Consider the following 22,231-nt stretch of genomic DNA (forward strand, 5'->3'; position numbering starts at 1 on the left):
CCGGCGTTGAAACCCGCGTAGAAGCCGGTCCAGGTGAACACCGGCACCGGGGTGAACACGGGCGGCGGGGCGGCGCGGCGCGGCAGGTCGGCGGCCGAGGCGGCGCCGGTCAGGAGGGCCGTGGCGGCGCTCGCGAGAAGAAGCTTCTTGATCATCTGGTCCTCAATCTCCCGTTGATCGGGATGTGCCGGACGACAGGACGTGAGGACGGCCCGACGCGATAGTGCAGCTTTGCAACAGCGCCCGCCAAGGCTCCGAACCGGCGGTAGAAAACGTGCGCTGGCACACATCAAGGGCAGTCGAAGCCCCAGCATCTCGCATTATTGGGCCAGAGCTGCCGGCCGATAGAACTATTCCTCCACACTACGGAGGGCGGACGGTTGTTAACCTGCGGCAACATTCGCAGGTCGGCGCCCGGGGCCACGTCCGCGGTCGCGTCGCCTGCAGATTGCACCGTGAAGCGGGCGGCGAGCACCCGGCCCCACGGATGGCACCGCGCGGGGCCGGCCGGCGGTGCCCGTCACGCGCGGCGTGGACGATCCGGGTCGCGTCCCGTAGTTTCGAGGCATGTCAGAAGCCCATTTCCCGCCCGATCATGGGCTGGCGCGGGCAACCGACCGCCTGGCGGTTGCCCGTTCCATCGCGGACGTCGTGTCCATCCTGCGCGAGACGGCGCGGGACATCGTCGGCTCCGACGGGATCGCCGTTGTCCTGCGCGAGGGCGAGTTCTGCTTCTACGCCGCAGAGGACGCGATCGAGCCGCTCTGGTGTGGCCGCCGGTTCCCGCTCACCGCCTGCATCTCCGGCTGGGCGATGCTCAACGACCAGACCGCCGTGGTTCCGGATATCGAGGTCGATGCACGATTGCCGGCCGAGGCCTACCGCACCACGTCGATGCGCAGCCTCGTGATGGTGCCGATCGGGTCACCCGAACCGAGCGCCGCGCTGGGTGCCTATTGGTGCGCCTCGGTGATCCCGGACGACGCGACGGTCTGTCGGATCGAGACGCTGGCTCAGCAGGCCGGGGCCGCGCTGGTCCGTCTGCGCGCGCCCTCGAATGCCGGGAGCCCGGTTTCCGCGCCGCCGCTCGCCCGCGAGGCGCGGCAGCCGCAGTGAGCCTCGGCCCGGGACGGGCCGCGCGGCGGCGTCGCAGCGCGGATCGATCGCCGGCCCCGCGCCGTTTTCCGCTGGTCTCAACTCGCCCGGACGTCGCAAGCCAGCCTCATGAAGCGCCTCATTCTCATCGGCATCTTCGTCGCCCTGTTCGCCGGGATCATCGCGATCGCCGGACGCTGGTCGATGGTCACGCCCATCAATCCTGCGGTGGCGCCCGACACCTCCGCGACCCCGAACCCCACCGGGCAGCGCAAATGATGCGGCGCTGACGCCCCGGCGGCGCCCTTACCGGCGCCCGCCCGCCTCCGCGCGGCCGCGGAGGGCGGCCAAAAGGCCGCCTTCGAAGAGCAGGGCGGAGCCGTAGTGGAACTCGATGTCGAACCGGCTGCGGGAATTCATCGCCAGGGATGCGCTTTGAAGCGCGATGAGGCGGCCAGCCTCGTCGAACAGGCCTGAGCCCGATCCGCCGTAGCCGTCGTTGCAATCATGGCGCGCGCGCCGGATCGCATCTTCGCTCGGCTGGTCGATCCGGCGGATCGCGCAGCGCTCCAGGCTGTTCGGGCCCCGATAATTGCCGTGGCCGGCCGGGGACACCATGGTCACCGGCAGGGCGATGTCCCCGATCGGCAGATCCGGCGGATCGGGCAGCGGCTGCGGGACGGCCTCGGCCGGCCGGGTCAGGCGCAGGATCGCCCAATCGTCGGTGATGTGCAGGCCGTCCGCCCCGGGGGCGGTTCCCAGCACCAGGCTGTCGGGCTCGAAATCGTAATTGCGGCCGCCGATCTGGAAGTAGCAATCCGCCACCGAGCGCGTGACCGCCAGGCGGCGGTCGCGGAAATTGTGGGCGTTCAGCACCACGGTCGACGGATCTCCAATCAGCCAGGCCGCCGCGGCCTTTTGCGGCACCCCGTCGCGGCTGCGGCACCACAGGATGCCGGCCCCCCTGAAGCGGTCGAAGTCGCCCCCGGTGAGGTCGCGGCGTCCGTCCTGCGGGTAGAGGGCGGCCAGCCGCCGAGACGGACCTGCCCGGTCCTGCGACCGGGTCGCCTGCGGCTGTTCGGCCCGGGCCACACCGGCAAGCGCCAGTCCTGCCACGAGCAGCCCGATTCCGCACCGGCCCGGAGCCCGGCGGGCGGCCTTTCGGGCGACCGGCCTTTTGGCGGCAGACAGCGCTCTGGACCGTATCGAGCCCATCCGTCGGCCCCGAAAACTGGAGGCCGAGGGCAGGCCCGGCCGGGAACACTGTTGTGGGCAGGCACCGGGGCGCGGTCAAGCGGGCCGAACGTATTACGACCCTGCCCGACGGCATTGCCAAATTATCCCGACAACAAATGTCAGCTTGCCTGAAGACATCATCGGGCATTGGCGCATAAAACTGAAAGGTGACAAGATCTTAATAAGCAGATCATAAAGGTCGAATGTCTCTAAGTCGCAAATAAAGCTGACTATCGATGCGACCGACCGCGATCGATCTTGCACTGCAACAATCAATAGCCGCGCAGCCCAACGGCGAGGCGGCCTGGCGAGGAGATGCATCCATGAGAAGGCTAGCGAGTTCCGTCTCGGCCCTGGCGATCCTGGCACTGGCGCCGGTCGGCCTTACGAGCGCGGCTTTCGCCAACGACAAGCTCATCGAGCAGTCGAAAAGCGGCGACAACTGGGTGATGCCCGGTAAGAACTACGACTCCGACAATTACAGCGACCTGACGCAGATCAACAAGACGAACGTCAAGCAGCTGAAGCCGGCCTGGACCTTCTCGACCGGCCTGCTCAACGGCCACGAGGGCGCGCCCCTGGTCGTCGACGGGAAGATGTACGTCCACACCTCGTTCCCCAACAACACCTTCGCGCTCGATCTCGACGATCCGGGCAAGATCCTGTGGCAGGACAAGCCGAAGCAGAACCCGGCCGCCCGGTCGGTCGCCTGCTGCGACCTCGTCAACCGCGGGCTGGCCTACTGGCCGGGCGACGGCAAGACGCCGGCGCTGATCCTGAAGACCCTGCTCGACGGCAACGTCATGGCGCTGAACGCGCAGACCGGCGAGACCGTCTGGAAGGTCGAGAACTCCGACATCAAGGTCGGCTCGACGCTGACGATCGCCCCCTACGTGGTGAAGGACAAGGTGATCATCGGCTCCTCGGGCGCCGAGCTCGGCGTGCGCGGCTACCTCACGGCCTACGACGTGAAGACAGGCGCCCAGGTCTGGCGGGCCTACGCGACCGGCCCGGACGAGGACCTGCTGCTCGCCAAGGACTTCAACATCAAGAACGCCCATTACGGCCAGAAGGGCCTGGGCACCTCCACCTGGGAGGGCGACGCCTGGAAGATCGGCGGCGGCACCAACTGGGGCTGGTACGCCTACGATCCGGGCACCAACATGATCTACTTCGGCACCGGCAACCCGGCGCCCTGGAACGAGACCATGCGTCCGGGCGACAACAAGTGGACGATGACGATCTTCGGCCGGGACGTGGACACCGGCGAGGCACATTTCGGCTACCAGAAGACGCCCCACGACGAGTGGGACTATGCCGGCGTCAACGTGATGATGCTGTCCGAGCAGAAGGACAAGGACGGGAAGATGAGGAAGCTCCTCACCCACCCGGACCGCAACGGCATCGTCTACACCCTCGACCGCACGGACGGCTCGCTGGTCACGGCCAACAAGATCGACGACACCGTCAACGTGTTCAAGTCGGTGGACCTGAAGTCCGGCACGCCGGTGCGCGACCCGGAATACGGCACCCGGATGGATCACCTCGCCAAGGACATCTGTCCTTCGGCGATGGGCTACCACAACCAGGGGCACGATTCCTACGACCCGAAGCGCCAAGCCTTCTACATGGGCATCAATCACATCTGCATGGATTGGGAGCCCTTCATGCTGCCCTACCGGGCCGGCCAGTTCTTCGTCGGCGCGACGCTGAACATGTATCCGGGTCCGAAGGGTGACCGGCAGAACTACGAAGGTCTTGGCCAGATCAAGAGCTACAACGCGATCACGGGCAAGTTCAACTGGGAGAAGATGGAGCGCTTCGCGGTCTGGGGCGGCACCACCGCCACCGCCGGGAGCCTCGTCCTGTACGGGACGCTCGATGGCTTCATCAAGGCCCGCGACTCCGACAACGGCGACCTGCTCTGGAAGTTCAAGCTGCCGTCCGGGGCGATCGGCTACCCGATCACCTACACCCACAAGGGCACCCAGTACGTCGCCATCTACTACGGCGTCGGCGGCTGGCCGGGCGTGGGCCTGGTGTTCGACCTGCAGGATCCGACCGCCGGCCTCGGCGCGGTCGGCGCCTTCAAGAAACTCGCCAACTACACCCAGATGGGCGGCGGCGTGGTGGTGTTCTCGCTGGACGGCAAGGGCCCCTACGACGACCCGAACGTCGGCGAGTACGCGCAGCACGCCGCAAAGTGAGCAGCGCCCCGTAGCGCGACCGCTCCGCCGCCCGCTCGGGGCGGCGGAGCCCCCCGCCCGCCCAAGAGCGGCGGAGCCCCCGGCCCGCCCAAGACATGCATTGAGGGATCGAAACATGCCGCTCCTCGGCGGACTCCTTCGCGCGGCGACCTGCGCCGCGGCTCTGCTCGCCCTGGCGATCCCGGCCCAGAACGCCCGGGCTCAGGAATCCGAGGCCCAGGCCATCCAGTCCGCGCCCGGCAAGGCTCCGGTCGCGCCCAAGGCCGACCCGTCCATCCTGCGGATCTGCGCCTCCGAGAAGCAGCCGCCGCTGTCCCTGCGGGACGGCTCCGGGCTCGAGAACCGCGTCGCGGCCGCGGTGGCGGGGGCGATGGGGCGCAAGCCGGTGTTCGTCTGGCTCGACAAGCCGGCGATCTACCTGGTGCGCGACGGGCTGGAGAAGCGGACCTGCGACGTGGTGGTCGGGCTCGACAGCGACGACCCGCGGGTGCTGACCACCAAGCCCTATTACCGCAGCGGCTACGTCTTCATCACCCGCGCCGACAAGGACCTCGACGTGAAGTCATGGTCGGACCCGCGCCTCAAGACGGTCGACCACATGGTCGTCCCGCTGGGCTCGCCGGGCGAGGCGATGCTGAAGGATATCGGCCGCTACGAGGAGGACATGGCCTACCTCTACTCGCTGGTCGGCTTCCGGGCGCCGCGCAACCAGTACACGCAGATCGATCCGGCCCGCATCGTCAGCGAGGTCGCCAACGACAAGGCGGATGTGGGCGTCGCCTTCGCCCCCGACGTGGCCCGCTACGTCAAGGACTCGACCGTGCCCCTGCGCATGACGCTCGTGCCCAACGACACGGTGAGCAGCGACGGCCGCAAGATGCCGCAGAGCTTCGACCAGTCCATGGGCGTGCGCCGGGACGACACGGCCCTGCGCGACGCCCTCGACGCCGCCATCGTCAACGCCAAGCCCCGGATCGACGCGATCCTGAAGCAGGACGGCGTGCCGGTGGCCACCAACTGACCCTCGCCGCGCGGCCGGCGAGCGAGCGCCGCGCGACCCAGTCCCCGTGAAGCGAATGTGAGATGACGAAGACTCCACGTATCCGGTTGATGATCCTGGCCGGCGCCGCCTCGGCGCTCTGCGCGGCCGCCGTGATGGCCCAGCCGCAATCGGGGCCGCAATCCGGCCTGATCTTCCGCAATACCATCACCGGGGAGCCGCTCGACCTCGCCGAGGGCAAGCCGGGCGGGCGCGATACCAAGGCGGTCCAGACCTTCTTCCAGAATGGGAAGAACCTGTACATCGACGACAAGGCGTGCCTGCGCAACGGCGAGAGCCTGTACCTGACCTCCTGCTCCGGCTGCCATGGCCATCTCGCCGAGGGCAAGGTCGGGCCCGGCCTCAACGACAATTACTGGACCTATCCCGCCAACACCGAAGATACCGGTCTGTTCGCGACGATCTGGGGCGGCGCCAACGGCATGATGGGCCCGCACAACGAGGACCTGAACCCCGACGAGGCGCTGCAGGTCATCGCGTGGATCCGGCATCTCTATACCGGCCCGGTCCAGGATGCCGCCTGGCTGACCGACGAGCAGAAGAAACACTACACGCCTTTCAAGGAAGGCGAGACTTTCGCCAAGGACGCCCCCGGCCAGTGCAAGCCGCTGGAGTGAGCGTCCGCGCGGAGCAGCGCCCGGCCGAGCCGGCGCCAAAGAACGGCCCATCGGGCCGCCCTGGGAGCGAACGCAAGGAGTCGACGATGCGCAACAGAATCATGATCACCGCCGCGATGGTGGCCGCGGGGGCGTTCAGTGCCCTGCCGGCGCTGGCCTATGACGGGCAGACCTGCAAGGCGCCGGGCAATTGCTGGGAGCCGAAGCCCGGCTTCCCCGAGAAAGTCGCGGGATCGAAGTACGACCCGAAGCACGACCCCAAGGAAATCGGCAAGCAGGCGGAATCCATCAAGCAGATGGATGAGCGCAACCGCAAGCGCATCGAGAACGCCAAGAAGACCGGCAAGTTCGAGTACGACGTCAGCAAGATCTCTGCGAACTGAGCCGCGACGATCCAAATCTATCCCTCATCCTGAGATGCCCGGCGATCGAAGATCGCCGGGTCACGAAGGAGGGCTCCGGAGATCGCAGCGGTTTCCGGAGGGCTCCCTCGTGGCCTTCGCTTCGGGAACGCATCCCAGGATGAGGTCGAGGGTGAAAAGCCGGAGGCCGACAGGCGTCCGGTCCTCGATCTCGCCGCGCGTGGCCGAGCCGGTTGCGCGCCTCACGCCGGTCTCTCCCTGAGGCCCACCACCCTGTCCCGGAACCAGCGCGATGAACACGCTCCATCCCGGCGACGCGACGCTGACCGACTGGCGGGCTTCGGCCGCCCGCTTCGAGGCGGAGGTCGCCAAGGCGGTGGTCGGCCAGGCGCGGGTCATCCGCCTCGTCACCACGGCGATCTTCGCCCGCGGCCACGTCATGCTGGAGGGCGATGTCGGCGTCGGCAAGACCACCCTGCTGCGGGCGGTGGCCCGGGCCCTCGGCGGCGCCTACGAGCGCGTCGAGGGCACGGTCGACATGATGCCGACCGACCTGATCTACCACACCTACCTTGCCGAAGACGGCCGTCCGCGGGTCGAGCCGGGGCCGGTCCTGCGGCAGGCCGAAGACCTGGCGGTGTTCTTCTTCAACGAGATCAACCGGGCGCGCCCGCAGGTCCATGCGCTGCTCCTGCGCATCATGGCGGAGCGCAGCGTCTCGGCCTTCGCCCGGGAGTACCGGTTCCCCAATCTCCAGGTCTTCGCCGACCGCAACCGGGTCGAGCGCGAGGAGACCTTCGAGCTGCCCGCCGCCGCCCGCGACCGCTTCCTGATGGAGATCGGGATGGACGCGCCCCGTGGCGCTGAGGCAAGGCGCGCGCTGGTGTTCGATCCGCGCTTCCACGACACCGACCGGCTGATCGGCACGGTGGCCGAGGGCGTGCTCGACCAGGCCCGCCTCGGCGCCATCGCCAGCGCGATCCAGGTGGCGATCCAGGCATCCCCGGAGATCGAGACCTACGTGGTCGGGCTCTGGGACGCGCTCGTGCGCCCGGCAGAGGCCGGGATCCGGCTGTCCGGGATCGACATGACGCGCCTGGTCCAGGGTGGCGCCTCGCCGCGCGGCCTCGCCTTCCTGGTCCGGGCGGCCCGGGTGCGCGCTTGGCTGGAAGGGCGGGACTGGCTGGTGCCGGAGGATGTCCGGGCGGTCTTCCCCGAGGTGATGGCGCACCGCATCTTCCTGGAGCCGGTCCACGAGATGCGCCGTGCCGAGATCGTCCCGGAGCTGTGCCGGGCGGTGTTCGAGACGGTGCCGGCACCATGACCGGGGCGCCCTCGGCCGACATCGTCTACCTGCCGCGCTGGCGCCCGAGGGGGCGTCGCTTCGGGGCGCATCGCGGCCAGGAGGCCGGCGGGCTGGGCACCTTCCGGGACCAGGTTCCGTTCCTCACCCTGCCGGATGCCCGCCGGATCGACCTGCGGGCGAGCCTGCGCGACCCGTTCGAGGGCGTGCATGTCCGGCGCTTCGAGATGCGCAACGCCGTCGAGGTCTGGGCACTGGTGGACCTTTCGGCCTCGATGCGCTTCTGCGGCGCCGGCGACCGCCTCCGTCTCGCGGGGGACCTCTGCGCCGGGCTCGCCGCCTCGACAACCCGGATCGGCGACGGGTTCGGGGTGATCGGGTGCGACCGCGCAATCCGGGCGGACCTCTACCTGCCGGCGACCCGTCGGCGCGGACCGGCCCTCGACATGGCCGGCCGGATCGCCGCGGCACGCTGCGACGCGGCCGGCGCGGAGGGCCTGCTGGAGGCCGCCCGCCTTCTGTTCGGCCGGCCGCGGCTGGTCTTCCTCGTCTCCGATTTCCGCTGGCCGCAGGCCCTGATCGAGCGGGTCTTCGCGTCGCTCGCCCTCCACGACACGGTCCCGGTCCTGCTCGCCGACAGCGCCGAGGATGCGGGCCTGCCGGATTGGGGGCTCGCCGAACTCGACGACCTCGAAGGCGCCGGCCGCCGCCTCGTGTTCCTGCGCCCGGCCCTGAAGCGACGCTGGATCGCCCGTGAGCAGGCCCGGCGCGAGGCGCTGCGCAGAACCGCCGCGGCGTCCTCGGCGCGGGTGCCGTTCCACCTGGTCGACCGCTTCGACGCCCAAGCGCTGACCCGCCACCTGCTGGCGACCTGAGATGGCTGGCTTTCACGTCGGACGTCCCGGTTTCAAAAGGTCCGAGACCGTTTGCGGGTGCGGGGCAGAGCCCTGCGATCGGGCGAGACCCAAGGCATCAGGGCTCCGCCCCGATACCCCGCCGAAGGGCTTCTCCCTTCGGAAACCCGTGATCTTGGCCTGCTGCGCACTGCTCCTCCTGCTTCGGGCCGGCGCCGCTGGGGCGCAGGTGCGCTCCGTCGAGGTGCGGGTGCCCCGCGCCTTCGGGTATTTCCTGGGCGACCTCGTCCGGGCTCAGGCCGACATCGCGGTCGATCCCGGCTTCACGCTGCAGCGCGCCTCCCTGCCGGCGCCGGGAGCCCTGACCTATTGGCTGGACCTGCGCGACATCACTGTCGAGGAGAGCCCCGGCCGGGTCCGGCTGCATCTCACCTACCAGAATTTCTATGCGGCGCTGGATGCCCGCCAGATCGCGATCCCGGGTTTTTCCGTCTCCCTGGAGAGCGCGGCCGCGGGCGGTACGACCTCCGCCAAGGCCGAGATCCCCGCCTGGTCGCTCGGGGTCTCGCCCCTGCGGGAGGTCCAGCCGGAGAAGCACGACGACCCGGCCGAGTATCTGCGGCCGGACGGGCGCGTCCCCCGGCTGGATCCGCTTCCGGACCTGTGGGCCGCCCTCGCGGCCCTCGGGGCAGCCGTGCTGGCGCTCGCCGCGCTCGGGTACGATCGGGGCTGGTTCGCCCGGCCCGGACGTCCCTTCGCAAAGGCCGCCCGCGGGTTGCGCCGGTTGGGCCGCGAGGGCGCGGACGGTTATCGCGAGGCCCTGCGCCTGGTCCATCGCGGCCTCGACGAGACCGACGGACGCCGGGTCCTGGCCGACGATCTCCCGGCCTTCCTCGACCGGCATCCGGCCTTCCGCCGGGAGGAGCCCGCGCTGGCCCGGTTCTTCGACGCCTCCCGCCGGGCCTTCTTCGGCCGCGAACTCGAGGCGGCCCGGGCGCGCCTGCCCTGGGCCGAGGTCGAGGCCGGCTTGCGCCGGCTGGCCGCCGCCGAGCGGGAGGCCTGACGCGATGCCGTTCGGATCGCTTCCGCTCGGGGCCGTGTCGCCCGCCTGGCTGTGGCTGCTGCCGCTCGCGCTCGTGCCGCTCCTCGCCTCGGGGCGGCGGCGGGTTCCGGTTCCCGCGCTCGCGGCGGCGCCCGCCGATGCGCCGTCCCGCTGGATCGCCCGGCTGCTGCGGGGCGCCGGCATGCTCGCCATCGCGAGCCTGGTCGTGGCGCTCGCCGGTCCCTACGGCGCCGGCGCGCCGGTGACCCGCATCGGCATCGGCGCCCAGATCTCGATGCTGATCGACCGCTCCGGCAGCATGAACGAGACCTTCGCGGGGCGGCAGCCCTCGGGCGCGGAGGAATCGAAGGCCGCCGCGTCCCGGCGCCTGCTGGCGGATTTCGTCGGCGCCCGGGCGCACGACCTGTTCGCCGTCACGGCCTTCTCGACCGCGCCGATGCTGGTGATGCCGATGACCGACCGGCACGCCGCCGTCCGTGCCGCCATCGCGGCGATCGACCGGCCCGGCCTCGACTACACCAACGTAGCCCGCGGCCTCGCCATGGCGCTGTCGCAATTCGCTCCGGACAGCAGCGGCTCCCGCGTCCTGCTGTTCATCTCCGACGGCGCCGCGGTGATCGATCCGCGGGTGCAGGACGCCCTGCGGGCCGCCTTCACCAAGCTGCACCCGAACCTGTACTGGCTGTTCCTGCGCACCAAGGGATCTCCGTCGATCAACGACCGCCCCGCCGGGGAGGATACCCCCCAGGCCGCCCCGGAGCGCCATCTCGACCTGTTCTTCAGGAGCCTCGGCGTGCCCTACCGTGCCTTCGAGGCCGAGGGCGCCCCGACTGTCGCCGCCGCCATCGCGCAGATCGCCGCCCTGGAACGGAACCCGATCCCCTACATCGAGCCCCGGCCCCGCCGCGACCTGACCGGGATCGCCTACGCGCTCGCGGGGCTCGGGCTCCTCGTGCTGGTTCTGGCGGCCCTCGCCGAGGCAGACCTCCTCGCCGCACGCTCCCAGGCCCAAACCCGTGCCTCGCCGGAGCAGCGGGCGGATCTGGATCTGAGGAGGGCGGGGTGATGCGCCCGACCGGGACGGCGCAGCGGCTCTGGGGCCGGATCCGGCCGCGGCTCCTCGTGAGCCTGCCGGTGCTGCTCGGCCTCGCGGCGCTGGGCTTCGGCGGGTCCGCCTGGCGGGCGGATGCCGCCAACCGGAGCATCGCCGCCCTCGATGCCGGCAGGGATCTCGACCCCGGGACCGGGGCGCCGGCGCCGGTCCTGGTGGCGCGGATCGGCTACCTCGCGGGGCACGGGCGCCTGGCGGAAACCGAGCCGCTGGTCGCAGCGCTCGACCGGATGGGCGCGTCCGACGCGGCGTCCCGCGCGCGATACCGGGTCGCCAACGCCCGGATGCGGGAGGCTTTCACGCTCCTGACCCGCGGCGCCATCGACAAGGCCGGCCCGCAGGTGACCCTGGCCCGCCAGGATTACCGGCGGGCGCTGCGCGACCGGCCGGACTTCTGGGACGCGAAGTTCAACCTCGACGTCGCCTCCCGGCTGATCCGCGACTTCCCGGAATTCGACCGTGCCAGCGGCGACGAGCTGCGCGCCGAGCCGAAACAGATCTGGACCGACATCCCGGGGCAGCCGAGGGGCGGGCCATGAGCCGGGAGATAGAAAGCCGGCGAACCATCCTGGAAAACCTGCCGCTCGCCCGCAATCTGCGTGGGCGCCGCTTCCAGGCGCTGGCCCTCGCGCTCGCGCTGGTGATCGCCGCCCTGGTGGTGCCGGCGCTCCCGGTGACCCGCGCGGGCGTCGCGGTCCTGGCCGTGATGGACATCACCGGCTCGATGAACGTGCGCGACTACACGCGCGACGGCCGCCCGGAGAGCCGTCTGGAGACCGCCAAGGCGGCCCTGCGCCGGATGGTGGCGGACCTGCCCTGCGGCTCGCGGGTGGCGCTGGCGCTGTTCACCGAGCGGCGGCCGTTCCTGCTGTTCACCCCCGTGGAGGTCTGCGCCGACTTCGCGCCGCTGGACGGCGCGCTGGCGGCCATCGACTGGCGGATGGCCTGGGAGGGGGACAGCCGCGTCGCGGCCGGCCTGTACCGGGCGGTCGAGATGGCCGCCGGCCTCGGCACGGATCTACTGTTCGTCACCGACGGCCAGGAGACGCCGCCGCTCCCCGGCGGCCGCATCCCGCCCTTCGAGGGCAAGCCCGGTTTGGTGCGGGGCCTGATCGTCGGCGCGGGTGCCTACGGCCTGTCGCCGATCCCACGCTTCGACGAGCGCGGCCGCGAGCGCGGCTTCTACGCCGAGACCGACGTGCAGCAGGAGAACCGGTTCGGTCCCCCGCCGGCCGATGCCGAGTCTCGCGCCGGCTACAATCCGCGCAACGCCCCGTTCGGGGCCGCCGCCGCCGTGGGCAGCGAGCACCTGTCCTCCGTGCGCGAGGACCACCTGAAGCAACTCGCCGCGAGCACGGGCCTGGCCTACGCGCATCTCGACGCGGCGGGCGGGCTCGACCGCCCCCTGATCGCCGCCGGGACGCCGCGCCCGCTACCGGGCCGCATCGATCCGCGCCCCGTCCTGGGCGGCCTCGCGCTCGCCCTCGTGCTCGGCACCCTGCTCGCGGCGCCGCTGCGCAGCCTCCTGCGCCGCGCCGCCGCGTCCCTCTCCACCACCAACCTCATGCGTTTCCGGAAAGCCTGACCATGCGTCGCGTCCTCGCCACCCTCGCCATCCTGTTCGCCGCCGGCACGGCCTCGGCCCACGGCCCAACCCCCCAAAAGGTCGATCAGACCATCACGATCCGGGCGACGCCGGACGCGGTCTGGAAGGTGGTCGGGCCGTTCGGCGGCATCGGCGCCTGGCATCCGGACGTGGCCAAGGTCGAGGCCACCGGGGGCGACGGTTCGGGCGGCATCCGCACGGTCACGCTGAAGCGCGGCGGCACCCTGGTCGAGGGCCTCGACGAGTGGAAGGGGGCCGAGCGCACCTATTCCTACCGCATGTCCGACCCCGATCTCGACGCGCTGCCGGTCTCGTCCTACTCGGCGACCGTGACGGTGACGCCGGAAGGCGATGGCGCCAAGGTCGAGTGGATGGGCCGGTTCTACCGGGGCGATACCGGCAACGAGCCGCCCGAGAATTTGAGCGATGCCGCCGGCAGGGAGGCGATGAACCGCTACTTCGCCGAGGGGCTCAAGGGCCTGAAGGCGAAGCTGGAGAGCGGGCCGCAGCGATGAGGCCGGTGCGGCGGCTGATCCTGCTCGCGGGCCTATCGCTCGCGGCCGGGCCGGTGGCGGCGGCAGGCTCGGTCTGGGTCGCGAGCCAGCAGGGCGCCCGCGTCACCCGGGTCGCCGGTCCGGACGGTGCGCGGGTCGCCCCGGTGGCATCCGCGGTGGCGCCGTCGCCCGCCGTGGTCGCGGTTGGCCCCGGAGGGCTGCTCTATCTCAGCCATCCTGATGGCAAGGCTGTCACGGTGATCGCTCCGGATGGGGCGATGCGGCAATGGCCGGTCTCCGGCCAGGCCTTCGGACTCGCGGCGGACCCGGACGGGCGCAGCCTCTATGTCGGCGACTGGTCCGGCAACCGGGTGCTGCGCCTCTCGGCGCAGACCGGCGCGGTCGAGGCAGAGGTGGCGGTCGGGCACGATCCGGCCGGGCTCACCGTCGGTGCCGCAGGCCGGCTCTACGTGGCCGAGCGCGAGAGCCGGAGCGTGGGCGTGGTCGAGACCGCCGGGATGACCCGGATCGCCGGCATCCCGGTCGGCGACGGGCCCTTCGCCCTGGCCTACGACCCGGTCCGCGACCGGCTCTACGTCGCCAACGTGCGCAGCAACGACCTCAGCGTCATCGACGCCGCAACGCTCAAGCCCGTCGCCACGATACCGGTCGGGGCGAGCCCTTACGGCGTCGCCGTCAGCCCGGACGGGCGCCGGGTGGTCGTCACCAACCAGCATGCCGGCACCGTCTCGATCGTCGATGCCGACGTGCTGGCGGCGGTCGCCACGATTCCGGTGGGCCGCTATCCCGAAGGTGTGGCGATCCTCGGTCGACGCGCCTACGTGGCGAACTGGTTCTCCGACGACGTCTCCGTGGTGGACCTCGCGGCGCTGAAGGAGACCGACCGGATCCCGGTGGCCGAGGGGCCGCGCACCGTGGTGGCGCAGCGTCAGGGGCCTGTCGCCGCAGAGGCCGGCCGGTGAGGCGGGGGCTCGCCAGCCTGGTGGCCGCAAGCCTGGTGGTCGCCGGCCTCGTGCTCGCCGCCTGCGACCGGGCCCAGGAATCGGGATCGGAGGAGGGGCAGGCCGTGGTGGCACGGACCGCGGAGAGCGAGTTGCCGCCCTGGCTGTCCCCCACGGATGGGACGGACCCGGCGCGCTGGCTCGCCGGCCGGGAGGCCGGGCACCCGATGCCGGCCGGGTCGGAGCCCGTCCGGGTGCTTCAGGATGCGCTGGCGGAAGCCCGGACCGCCTTCATCGAGGATCCGCGCATGATCGCCAACCGCACGGCCCAGCTTGGGCAGATGCTGGCCGAAATCGGCAAGACCGAGCGATACGCTCTGCTGCTGACCGGCTTCAGCGCAGTCGCGGCCCGGCGCGGCCGCCACAAGAGTCTCTACGGAGAGATGTGCCAGCACTACTTCAACACCCGGGCCCGGGGCGTCGACCACGCCGCCGCCCTGGCGCTGCTCGCCGACCGGTTCGCGCCGGGCCTCAATTCCGGGGCGGCGCCATGAGCGCCGCGCCGGGATTCGCTCAGCACGCGGCGCGGCCCACCGCCCGGCCGCGCGATCTCCTGATCGTCGACGATCACCCGATCGTCCTCCAGGGCTTCCGGCTCCTGGCCGAGGAAGCCGGGATCGCGCGCGTTCACGAGGCCCGGGACATCGTGGCCGCCTACCGCACGTTCCACCGCCACCGGCCGGCCGTGGTGGTGACCGACCTGAGCTTTCGGGACGACGGGCTGTCCGGCCTGTCGCTGATCCGCCGGATCCGCGCGCTGGAGCCGGGTGCGCGCATCCTCGCGCTCAGCATGCACCGGGACCCGGTCATCGTGGCGCGGGTCCTGGAATGTGGGGCGCTGGGATTCGTCCTGAAGGATACGCCGGCCGCCTCCTTCCTCGATGCGCTGGAGGCGGTCGCCAACGGCCGCTCCTACCTGCCCCACGACATCGCCATCGAGATCGCGATGCTGAATGCCGGTGCGCGCGAGCTGCCGCTGGCGAACCTGACCAGCCGGGAGATGCAGATCCTGGTGCTGATCGGGAAGGGCAAGTCGTACGACGAGATCGCCGAGATCCTGACGCTCAACTACCGCAGCGTCGTGAACGCGACCGCGGCGCTGCGATGCAAGCTCGGCGTCGGCAGCATGGCCGAGCTCATGCGGATCGCCGCGTCGCAGGCTCGGACCCTGCCCTGAGGGCACCGGGCCGCGGCGCGCGCCCTTCGCTTCGCAGCATCGTTTCCCCGAAAGCCGGCGGCTGCCTCACCGGGTTCATTCTCCAGAGGTCGCGGCGTGCGCGGGATCGTGGCTGAAGTCCTGCCTGCTCGCGATATCCTACGTTGTTGATTGCGAGGCGCAGATACTTATCAAGGCGATCCGACGGATGTTCGGGAATGGGTTGGGATTGTTCTGCGATCAAAAGGATAAAAACGCGAACGATCGACCGGGTTCGTGGTGATGCCAGACATCTTACTCTTGTTGGCAGGGCCCACGGGCCGTGAATCATCTCAGGTCGGGCGCGGACTTGCGGACCGCGGCCTGAGTTGTTCCAGCCGGCCCGTTCGATGACGCACGGACAATATGACATCCAAAACCAGTGAGGTGAGATCTGTCATGCGCGTCAACGCGACGGTTGTTCCGAAGCATGCGTTCAGGACGGCGCTGGCCGCCGGGTTCGTGGGCGGAAACCTGTCGAGCTTCGTCAAATGGGGCTCGGAGATCCTGTTCCCGCCCCGAGAGGCCGGCCGTATCGCGCCGCCCTTCGCCATCCTCAAATGGCTCGGCCTCGGCGTCGAGGACATGACCTACACATTCACCGGGCACGTCATCAATTACGGCGTCGCGCTGATGCACCAGGGGTTCTCGATCGTCTTCGGCCTGTTCTACTGCCTCGCCGCCGTCAGCTGTCCGCTCGTGACCCTGGGGCAGGGCCTGGCCTTCGGCGCGATCGTCACCCTCCTGTTTCACGGCATCCTGTTGCCGCTGGGTGGGTGGGGGCCGCCGCTGTGGCAGATCTCCGGCCATGAGGCGTTCTCCGAGGTATTCGGCCACCTGCTCTGGGCTTGGACGATCGAGATCGTCCGGCGCGACAGGATGGGTTCGCGCCCCCGTGCCGCCCGGTCCTGATCCGGACGGGTCGCACAGCGCGAGCGGGGCGCGCCGGCGGATCGTCGCCGACGGCGCGCATCACGGGGAGGCGGGGTCCAGCATCACCCGCAGGCGGGCGACGAAGTAGCGGCGCGCCTCGGGGCTCGCCCGCAACAGGTAGCATCGGACGAGATCCAGGAGGGCTGCGGCGGCCGGATCTTCGTGCGCCCCCGGCGTCCCGGCGTCCGGCGCCGATGCGAAGAAGCTGGAGACCGGCACGCCCAGCACCCGCGCGATCTCGCCGAGGGAGCTTCCGTGCGGTTCGATGCGGTTCGGCGTACCGGACGGCTTGGAATCGTCACACATGAACGGTCCGGCCCGGTTCGGGCTCTGTCGAGCGAATGGAGCAATGGCTCCAGCTGTTCAACCAGCCTGCGACGCAAATGCATCCCGAGCCGATCATGAAATTTTCGACAGGTTCTCGGATGAAATGGTAATATCCCGCACCAGATTCTCCGGGTGCGGCGAAGCGGGATCAAGACGATGGGACAGCGTTCGAAGACGCCGGTCAACGCGATCGACGGCTTCAGTGAACCGCTCGACCGCCTCCGCGCCGCCCTCGAGGCGTCGTGCGTGGTTGGTGTCTGGGACTGGGACATCGTCCGCAGCACGGTGGTGTATGATGCCGGCGCCGCGCGGTTGCTGGCCGGCGATCCCGCCTTGGCGGATAAGGACCTCGACGGCTTCACCAGCATGGCCGCCGTGCATCCCGCCGATCACGCCTGGCTGCTCGATCACGTCCAGCAGGCGTCGAGGACCGGCGGCCTTGTGGTCGCCGAGTACCGGGTCGTCGCGCAGGACGGCACGGTGCGCTGGCTGCTCAGCCGGGGCCGCACGTTCAAGGACCCGAACGGGCGGGCGGTCCGCTCCCGGGGCATCATCATCGACATCACCGAGATGCATCAGGGCAGCGAGCGCTACGTCTTCAGCAACCTGTCGGCCCCGGTCGATTCGCTGGAGCGGGCGGCCGACCTGGCCATCGAGCTCAAGCGCACCCTCGAATCCGAGACCCCGCCCGAGATCAGGGCCGCCGCGGACGTGCTGCTGATGAGCCTCGGCCGCGCGATCGCGCGAAGCAGCGGGAACCGCTGAGCTGCGCCCATCCCGCCTGCCGCGCACGCGCGCTCGCGGGAACATGCGCCGGCCCTTCCGTCTTGGCCCTCCAGACCCACCTGGGAGGACCGCATGGGACAGGATGTCGAGGCCGCGCGCGAAGCGCTCGGAACGGTACCGCCGGCACGGAAGGCGGACACGGGCAAGGCACCCGACACGGCCGCCGGCGGAAACGGCCCGCACGCGCCGGGGCATCCCGAAGCCCCTGAAGGGGTGGCGCCGGAGAGCGGCGGCTACGACACGCGGCCGCCCGTGCCCCAGCCGGACAACCGCAAGGGCGGCTACGGCACCGGTTGACCGGCACCCCACCCGGTGGCGGCCCCGCTGGTCGCCGCCGGGCCGATGTTCCCTAAGCTGTGCCTTTGTTGAATGGATATTAAGCGACGATTTTTGGGAACAAAACGTGCTGAAGGTTTAAAAAGTAAAGCTTGGTCGGTAGATCCTCGAATAATGGAACGCATCACCTGCCGGGGGGATTGAAGGGGTCCGGAATGATCGACGGAGCCTATCATGCGTACCCCCCTCGCCGCCCTTCTCGTCGCCACGTTGTTCGGATCGAGCGCCCTCGCGCAGACCACCGTGACCGGCACCCCGGCCGCCCCTGACGCGAAGAGCAGCCAGCAATCCGGCGGCCAGGAGAGCGTCACCCGGCCGAACACCGACAAGATGACCCCCAATGGCGGGACTGCCGCCGCCCATGGCGCCGTCCAGCTCGAGAAGGGCGCCAACAGCTTCACCGAGGGTGAGGCTCGCTCACGGCTCGAGAAGTCCGGCTTCAAGGACGCCAAGAACCTCATGAAGGACGGTGACGGCATCTGGCGCGGCACCGCCATGCATGACGGCAAGCAGGTCAACGTGGGCCTCGATTTCAAGGGCAACGTGTCGGCGCAGTGACGTCCTGACCCTCGCGACCCTCACGAAGGAGATTTTCCATGGCTCAGCAAACCATTACGGCCCTCTACGATCGCTACGAGGATGCCACCGCGGCTGTCGGCAAGCTTGAGGCGGGCGGTATCCCGCACAGCGACATCAGCATCGTCAGCAACAACGAAGGGGATCGCCACGCCGGCCGTACCGCGACCGACGGGACCCACGTCAGCGACGACACCAAGGAGAAGGCCAAGGACGGAACGGGAACCGGGGCGACGCTCGGGACCGTGGTCGGCGGCGCAGCCGGCCTCCTGGCCGGTCTTGGGCTGATCGCGATCCCGGGTGTCGGTCCGGTCGTGGCCGCGGGTTGGCTCGTCGCCACCCTGACGGGGGCGGGCGTCGGTGCCGCCGCGGGCGGTCTGGCCGGCGGCCTGACCGGTGCGGGCGTCAGCGAGGCGGATGCCCATGCTTACGGCGAGGGTGTGCGCCGGGGCGGGACGCTCGTTACCGTCCGGGTCGATGAGGCGCGCTCCACCTCGGTGCCGATGGTCATGGATGTCCTGGAGCAGCACGGCTCGGTCGATCTCGACCAGAAGGCCAGCGCTTGGCGTGCCGAGGGCTGGGAGGCTCCGGCCGCCGGCTCGGCGGCAACCGGCGCGACCGACGGTCGGAACCGGGTCCGGTCCTACCCGGGCACGACGAGCCTCTGAGGGGTCCGCAAGCCCGACCCTTTGATCGATGACAGATTCTGGCGGCCGGGACGCATGTCCCGGCCGCTTTGCGTTCGGACCCAGGCCACCGGGCGGTGTCGCCGACAGGGCTGTTTGCCGGGGAGGCTTTCCCCGTCTCCCGCGGATGGACCGATGCTGGAACGCGCCGTTTTTCTCGCAGCGCATGCCCCCGCAAACCGGCGCCCCCGCGAGCGCCAGGGCTGGACACCGGTCGCCGCACGGATTGGCGCGCATCCGGGAACGTCGGGATGGGACCATGACAGGTCCGTGCGACATTGGAGCCCTCGCAGGACGGGGGAGGGCACGCCATGTCTGGAGGGGACATCCGGGTCCGCCGACGCCGAATCCAAGCCCGTTCGGGGCTTCGGCCGGCTGGCCTGAGGGCCGCCACAGCGCCTGTCATTGCCTAAATGTCCCGTGCCGGGGTGGCCAAAAAGCGGGCTGTGCCAGCAGAATAGCGTTGAAAGCCCGATTTCTTGTGTTGAATCCCAAGACCGCCCGAAACAACAAGATGGTGACGCAGGTTCAGAGGGGCTGAATATGAACGAGACATCCTATGGGAAATCGTCCAACTTCACCGAGTTGGCCGTTGATCTTGTCGCGGCCTATGTCGCGAACAACCCCGTCCCGACCAGCGAACTGCCGGCCTTGATCGCCCGGGTGTATGGGGCGATCGCCGCCCTGGCATCCGGCACCGTGCCGACCGAGGGCAGCACCGCTGCGCCGGCTGCCGTCGACAGGCCGAGCGCGGCCCAGATCCGCAAGTCGGTCCAGCATGACGGGATCGTCAGCTTCATCGACGGCAAGACCTACAAGACGCTCAAGCGGCACCTGTCGGCTAACGGTCTCAGCCCGCAGAGCTACCGCGAGCGCTACGGCCTCCCCACCGACTACCCGATGGTCGCCCCGAGCTACGCCGAGCAGCGCTCCGCCCTCGCCAAGGCGATCGGTCTGGGCCAGCCCGGCTCGATGGCCAAGCGCAACGGCAAGGCCGCCTGATCGCGACCGGGCGTGCGTCGGACCGCGCGTCCCGGCGGTCAGGACGTCCGTTTGCGCGTGAAGACAAGGACGTTCAGGCATTCCGGCGGGTCTGCGGCGATGCCGAAGGTCAGTTCCCCGCCCCCGGACTCGATCGACACAGAGGTTCGCTCGCCGTACGAGCCGCGCGGCATGGCCGTGATCCGGGTGTCCGGGAAGGCTGTCCGGATCGCGTCGATGGTGAGGCAGGCGGCGGGTTCGAGGTCGAGAACCTGGAGCGGTCCGGCCGCCGGGTCCGCCTCGGCCGTCGGCTCCCGGTAATCGACGTCGCGAACCGGGATCCCAGCGAGCCGGAAGCCCGGTCCCGACCAGAACCTGAAGGGGCCCTCGCTCTCGAGCTTGAGCGTGATGCCGAGCGCGGCCTCGACGGCCGCGCGATGACGGATGGCGTGCACGGTCAGGCGCGCCGCGACCGTGCGGAGCGCCGTCAGGTCTCCCGTCTCGCCCCGCATGGGCGCGCCCCCGGCCACCAGGAGGGCCGCCGGCGCCCCCACGAGACAGCGCCACCGCCGAGATCCGATGGCTTGCATCCGCTCGCCCATCCTGGTCCGCCATCATCCGGTTGAGACGAATTCACACAGGGAATTCGCACGGCCACGGGTGCATCACGACCCCGACGCAACTAGAACATATCATGAACTTCAGGCGATCGCGGGGGCGTCCGGCTGCGCCGGCGCCGCGGCTTCGAACTCTTCAGGAGGGCTGTCGATTGATCGAGGACAGGCCGATGCCGACGCGGCTGTATCGCTTCCATTGCACGGACGGGCATGAGCTGGTGATCGACCTGAAGGGCCGGCGCCTGCCGACGGCGGCTCAGATGCGCGTCCATGCCGAGCGGGTCGCGCTCGGGCTGATGGAGCGGATCGAGCGGTTCGACTGGTCGGCCTGGCAGGTCGAGGTCTACGACGCCAAAGGGCGGCGCGTCTGGATCCGGGCGTTCGTGGACGTGAACGTGGATGTCCAGGCCGCGTGAGGCGCGGGTGCCCAGTGCATCAGGCCGGATACCGGAACCACCACGACGCGCTAGCTTTTTGATCCGCATCGTCTTTTCCCGACAGCCGGCGGCTGCTTCTCGGGACGATGCGCTAGGAATACAGGGAGACGGTCATATGGCGTTCAAGCCGAAATCTGCCGCGGAGACCAAGGCGAAGGATCTGGCCCTCGCGCTCGCACGGATTGCCGAGGGCGATGGCACGCCCGCGCATATCGGAGTCGACCAGTTGCGGCGGGCGAGCCCTCGCCTGACCCCGCTGGCGATCGGCCAGATGGTCCGCAAGGAACGCGCGATCGTCGAGGAGACGCTCGCCGAGCGCGGCCTGGCCCTGGTCGACTATGCCGATCAGGGGCCGGGTCGCGGGATGGAATTCGTCATCGACGCGGCGGGATGATCCGGTCGGGCCGCCGATCAGGCGACCGCCGGACGACCCCGCAGCAGACGACCGGCCAGGCGGAACGGCAGGAGCGGCAGCTTGAACAGCGCCGTGACTGCCAGGACCGCGACAACGGTGAGGATCGCCAGGATAGAATTGAGCAAGCGGTGCGCGCTCCCATGAAGGGCTGCCCTCGCGGGCTGATGACGACAGCTGGCGCCCGGAACGCGGCAAGACTATGGACGCCCCGTCACCCGATGGCTGAATACATATCCGGCTCATCATCGCCCGGAACGCGGAAACAGGAGCCCGCGCAGGCGGTTTCCCCTCGGTCGGACACAGTGTGCCCGGTCCCGGCGACACACGGCCGCAACCGCGGATCACGACACAGCGAGACGGTGAGCGCGCGATGAGCAAGCACGGTACAGGCAAGGTCGGCCTCGTCCTTGCCGGGATGCTCTCGACGGCCGGGTCGGCCCTGCTGGCGGCCGGACCGGCCGCCGCCGAGGTGCAGGTCCGCTACGCTGCGCCTGAACGCTTCACCGACGCCGAGAACCGTTTCGCCTCCGGCCAGCCGCTCCGGGTAACCCTGGCGGAGTTGACCCGGATCCTGGTGGATCTCGGCAACACGCGGCTCCGGCCGGACGAACGCCTCGACATCACCGTCCTCGACGTCGATCTGGCCGGGTTCGACCGGTCCGGCTTCGCCTCGCCGAGCGGCGTTCGCGTCGTCACCGACGCCACGCCGCCGCGCATCCGCCTCGCCTACGTGCTGCGCCGCGGCGGTCGCATCATCGCGCAGGGGGAGGATACGGTCACGGACATCAACTTCCTGCTGACCTCCAATCCGCGCTTCTCCACCGGCGGGCTGTATTATGAGCGCCAGCTCCTGCGGAACTGGTTCGCGCGCCGCTTCCCCACGGGGCCCGAGCGCGGTTGACGGGCGGGCCC

General features: G+C 70.1%; 29 protein-coding genes. 25 read left to right on the forward strand and 4 right to left on the reverse strand.

Annotated features, from left to right (window positions below; all coding sequences use genetic code 11):
* Positions 1-567 precede the first annotated feature (567 nt).
* A complete protein-coding gene (locus AC0IY0_RS21660; RefSeq protein ID WP_147910868.1) occupies positions 568-1,116 on the forward strand; it encodes a GAF domain-containing protein in 549 nt (182 codons plus the stop codon).
* 108 nt (positions 1,117-1,224) lie between these two features.
* On the forward strand, positions 1,225-1,374 hold the full coding sequence (locus AC0IY0_RS21665) for a hypothetical protein (RefSeq protein WP_187193506.1): 150 nt from the start codon (positions 1,225-1,227) through the stop codon (positions 1,372-1,374).
* 27 nt (positions 1,375-1,401) lie between these two features.
* Here the strand turns inward: AC0IY0_RS21665 and AC0IY0_RS21670 are convergent, their stop codons facing one another.
* Positions 1,402-2,310, reverse strand: a complete 909-nt coding sequence (locus AC0IY0_RS21670; RefSeq protein WP_419828809.1) for a trypsin-like peptidase domain-containing protein — start codon at positions 2,308-2,310, stop codon at positions 1,402-1,404.
* Positions 2,311-2,654: 344 nt separating this feature from the next.
* Here AC0IY0_RS21670 and AC0IY0_RS21675 point away from each other — a divergent pair, with 344 nt between their 5' ends.
* The 15 genes from AC0IY0_RS21675 (at position 2,655) to AC0IY0_RS21745 (ending at position 16,137) form a co-directional block, all read left to right on the forward strand.
* Positions 2,655-4,538 (forward strand): methanol/ethanol family PQQ-dependent dehydrogenase, encoded by a 1,884-nt coding sequence (locus AC0IY0_RS21675; RefSeq protein WP_147910869.1) that lies wholly within the window; start codon positions 2,655-2,657, stop codon positions 4,536-4,538.
* A 115-nt stretch (positions 4,539-4,653) separates the two neighbouring features.
* Positions 4,654-5,559 (forward strand): methanol oxidation system protein MoxJ, encoded by a 906-nt coding sequence (gene moxJ / locus AC0IY0_RS21680; RefSeq protein ID WP_471765473.1) that lies wholly within the window; start codon positions 4,654-4,656, stop codon positions 5,557-5,559.
* 62 nt (positions 5,560-5,621) lie between these two features.
* A complete protein-coding gene (gene moxG, locus AC0IY0_RS21685) occupies positions 5,622-6,215 on the forward strand; it encodes a cytochrome c(L), periplasmic (RefSeq protein WP_419828810.1) in 594 nt (197 codons plus the stop codon).
* A gap of 86 nt (positions 6,216-6,301) precedes the next feature.
* Positions 6,302-6,598, forward strand: a complete 297-nt coding sequence (locus tag AC0IY0_RS21690; protein ID WP_187193507.1) for a methanol dehydrogenase [cytochrome c] subunit — start codon at positions 6,302-6,304, stop codon at positions 6,596-6,598.
* A 271-nt stretch (positions 6,599-6,869) separates the two neighbouring features.
* The gene (locus AC0IY0_RS21695) at positions 6,870-7,901 is read left to right on the forward strand and encodes an AAA family ATPase (RefSeq protein ID WP_471765476.1); all 1,032 of its coding nucleotides are present in this window, start codon (positions 6,870-6,872) and stop codon (positions 7,899-7,901) included.
* Positions 7,898-8,755: a DUF58 domain-containing protein gene (locus AC0IY0_RS21700; protein WP_147939956.1), complete on the forward strand. Its 858-nt coding sequence runs from the start codon at positions 7,898-7,900 to the stop codon at positions 8,753-8,755. The genes AC0IY0_RS21695 and AC0IY0_RS21700 overlap by 4 nt, the downstream gene beginning before the upstream one ends.
* Positions 8,756-8,903: 148 nt before the next feature.
* Positions 8,904-9,797, forward strand: coding sequence for a nonribosomal peptide synthetase MxaA (locus tag AC0IY0_RS21705; protein ID WP_147908591.1), 894 nt, complete (start codon positions 8,904-8,906; stop codon positions 9,795-9,797).
* 4 nt (positions 9,798-9,801) lie between these two features.
* On the forward strand, positions 9,802-10,863 hold the full coding sequence (locus AC0IY0_RS21710) for a vWA domain-containing protein (protein WP_471765479.1): 1,062 nt from the start codon (positions 9,802-9,804) through the stop codon (positions 10,861-10,863).
* A complete protein-coding gene (locus AC0IY0_RS21715) occupies positions 10,863-11,447 on the forward strand; it encodes a tetratricopeptide repeat protein (RefSeq protein ID WP_147939979.1) in 585 nt (194 codons plus the stop codon). The genes AC0IY0_RS21710 and AC0IY0_RS21715 overlap by 1 nt, the downstream gene beginning before the upstream one ends.
* Positions 11,444-12,493, forward strand: coding sequence for a vWA domain-containing protein (locus tag AC0IY0_RS21720; protein WP_471765480.1), 1,050 nt, complete (start codon positions 11,444-11,446; stop codon positions 12,491-12,493). The genes AC0IY0_RS21715 and AC0IY0_RS21720 overlap by 4 nt, the downstream gene beginning before the upstream one ends.
* Positions 12,494-12,495: 2 nt before the next feature.
* Positions 12,496-13,029, forward strand: a complete 534-nt coding sequence (locus AC0IY0_RS21725) for an SRPBCC family protein (RefSeq protein WP_147939960.1) — start codon at positions 12,496-12,498, stop codon at positions 13,027-13,029.
* Entirely contained in the window at positions 13,026-13,991 is a 966-nt protein-coding gene (locus AC0IY0_RS21730; protein WP_471765482.1) for a YVTN family beta-propeller repeat protein, read from the forward strand. The genes AC0IY0_RS21725 and AC0IY0_RS21730 overlap by 4 nt, the downstream gene beginning before the upstream one ends.
* Positions 13,988-14,524: an MxaH protein gene (locus AC0IY0_RS21735; RefSeq protein ID WP_471765484.1), complete on the forward strand. Its 537-nt coding sequence runs from the start codon at positions 13,988-13,990 to the stop codon at positions 14,522-14,524. The genes AC0IY0_RS21730 and AC0IY0_RS21735 overlap by 4 nt, the downstream gene beginning before the upstream one ends.
* A complete protein-coding gene (locus AC0IY0_RS21740) occupies positions 14,521-15,207 on the forward strand; it encodes a response regulator transcription factor (protein WP_147908585.1) in 687 nt (228 codons plus the stop codon). Before AC0IY0_RS21735 ends, AC0IY0_RS21740 begins: the two co-directional genes overlap by 4 nt.
* A gap of 417 nt (positions 15,208-15,624) precedes the next feature.
* Positions 15,625-16,137 (forward strand): DUF1440 domain-containing protein, encoded by a 513-nt coding sequence (locus AC0IY0_RS21745; RefSeq protein WP_419828816.1) that lies wholly within the window; start codon positions 15,625-15,627, stop codon positions 16,135-16,137.
* Positions 16,138-16,197: 60 nt separating this feature from the next.
* On the opposite strand, the gene AC0IY0_RS21750 is transcribed toward AC0IY0_RS21745, so the two are convergent.
* Positions 16,198-16,464, reverse strand: a complete 267-nt coding sequence (locus tag AC0IY0_RS21750; protein WP_147939964.1) for a hypothetical protein — start codon at positions 16,462-16,464, stop codon at positions 16,198-16,200.
* 177 nt (positions 16,465-16,641) lie between these two features.
* On the opposite strand from AC0IY0_RS21750, the gene AC0IY0_RS21755 reads away from it, so the two are divergent.
* The 5 genes from AC0IY0_RS21755 (at position 16,642) to AC0IY0_RS21775 (ending at position 19,871) form a co-directional block, all read left to right on the forward strand.
* Positions 16,642-17,250: a PAS domain-containing protein gene (locus tag AC0IY0_RS21755; protein WP_147908583.1), complete on the forward strand. Its 609-nt coding sequence runs from the start codon at positions 16,642-16,644 to the stop codon at positions 17,248-17,250.
* 93 nt (positions 17,251-17,343) lie between these two features.
* Positions 17,344-17,568 (forward strand): hypothetical protein, encoded by a 225-nt coding sequence (locus AC0IY0_RS21760; protein ID WP_147908582.1) that lies wholly within the window; start codon positions 17,344-17,346, stop codon positions 17,566-17,568.
* A 213-nt stretch (positions 17,569-17,781) separates the two neighbouring features.
* Positions 17,782-18,165, forward strand: coding sequence for a hypothetical protein (locus AC0IY0_RS21765; RefSeq protein WP_147908581.1), 384 nt, complete (start codon positions 17,782-17,784; stop codon positions 18,163-18,165).
* Between the two features lie 38 nt (positions 18,166-18,203).
* Complete coding sequence (locus AC0IY0_RS21770) at positions 18,204-18,851, forward strand: hypothetical protein (protein ID WP_147939968.1); 648 nt, start codon at positions 18,204-18,206, stop codon at positions 18,849-18,851.
* Between the two features lie 561 nt (positions 18,852-19,412).
* Positions 19,413-19,871 carry a Ros/MucR family transcriptional regulator gene (locus tag AC0IY0_RS21775; RefSeq protein ID WP_147908579.1) on the forward strand — a complete coding sequence of 153 codons (459 nt, stop codon included), beginning with the start codon at positions 19,413-19,415 and terminating at the stop codon, positions 19,869-19,871.
* A gap of 38 nt (positions 19,872-19,909) precedes the next feature.
* Here the strand turns inward: AC0IY0_RS21775 and AC0IY0_RS21780 are convergent, their stop codons facing one another.
* Positions 19,910-20,440, reverse strand: a complete 531-nt coding sequence (locus tag AC0IY0_RS21780) for a hypothetical protein (protein ID WP_471765485.1) — start codon at positions 20,438-20,440, stop codon at positions 19,910-19,912.
* 197 nt (positions 20,441-20,637) lie between these two features.
* Between AC0IY0_RS21780 and AC0IY0_RS21785 the strand changes: the two genes are divergently transcribed.
* A complete protein-coding gene (locus AC0IY0_RS21785; RefSeq protein ID WP_147854111.1) occupies positions 20,638-20,883 on the forward strand; it encodes a DUF6894 family protein in 246 nt (81 codons plus the stop codon).
* Between the two features lie 136 nt (positions 20,884-21,019).
* Entirely contained in the window at positions 21,020-21,298 is a 279-nt protein-coding gene (locus tag AC0IY0_RS21790; RefSeq protein WP_147908577.1) for an adenylosuccinate synthase, read from the forward strand.
* A 17-nt stretch (positions 21,299-21,315) separates the two neighbouring features.
* On the opposite strand, the gene AC0IY0_RS21795 is transcribed toward AC0IY0_RS21790, so the two are convergent.
* Entirely contained in the window at positions 21,316-21,444 is a 129-nt protein-coding gene (locus AC0IY0_RS21795; RefSeq protein WP_281407077.1) for a hypothetical protein, read from the reverse strand.
* Positions 21,445-21,689: 245 nt separating this feature from the next.
* Here AC0IY0_RS21795 and AC0IY0_RS21800 point away from each other — a divergent pair, with 245 nt between their 5' ends.
* Positions 21,690-22,220, forward strand: a complete 531-nt coding sequence (locus AC0IY0_RS21800; protein WP_147939969.1) for a DUF3016 domain-containing protein — start codon at positions 21,690-21,692, stop codon at positions 22,218-22,220.
* The last annotated feature ends 11 nt before the right edge of the window (positions 22,221-22,231 follow it).

It is taken from the genome of Methylobacterium sp. AC315 (genome assembly GCF_979253755.1).